Raw genomic sequence first — 628 nt, 5'->3', positions numbered from 1 at the left:
CACATCAGGCACCGGCAGCCGATCGGCGGAGCCCGCCAGGTGGTCCAGCAGCCGCCGGGCCTGCCCGCGCAGCGCCGCCGGCGAACGCGCCGACAGCAGCCACGGCACGGTGCCGGCACCGTCGCCATCGCCATCGCCGGAGGCATCCACCGCGGCCGGGCCGGCCACGGCACCGGCCGTGGGCACGGGCCAGGAGCCGGCGGCGGGCGTGGCCTCCAGGTCGGGTTCGGGGGCCTCCATAATGATCACGTGCGCGTTCGTGCCCGACATCCCGAACGAGGAGACCCCCGCGCGGCGGACCCGGGCGGCCTGCCGCGGCCAGGCGACCGGCTCGGTGACCACCTCGACCGACCCCGTCGACCAGTCGACCCGCGACGAGGGCGCGTCCACGTGCAGGGTCTTCGGCACTGACTGATGCCGCAGCGCCTCCACGATCTTGATGATCCCGGCCACCCCGGCGGCCGCCTGCGCGTGCCCGATGTTCGACTTCACCGACCCCAGCCACAGCGGGCGGCCCGGCTCCCGCCCCTGCCCGTAGGTCGCCAGCAACGCGCCGAGCTCGATCGGATCGCCCAGCCGGGTGCCCGTCCCGTGCCCCTCCACCACGTCGACCTCGGACGGGCCCAGA

1 protein-coding gene is annotated in these 628 nt (G+C 76.0%); it reads right to left on the bottom strand.

What is annotated here, in order from left to right; all coding sequences use genetic code 11:
* Positions 1-628, bottom strand: a 628-nt coding sequence (locus AC559T_RS15370; RefSeq protein WP_498869174.1) for a ketoacyl-synthetase C-terminal extension domain-containing protein, incomplete at both ends; no start/stop codon positions are given.

It is taken from the genome of Frankia sp. Hr75.2 (assembly GCF_949319125.1).
GTDB lineage: Bacteria > Actinomycetota > Actinomycetes > Frankiales > Frankiaceae > Parafrankia > Parafrankia soli.
The sequence above is the reverse complement of the archived record's forward strand: the minus strand, read 5'-3'. Positions and strand labels throughout refer to the sequence as shown.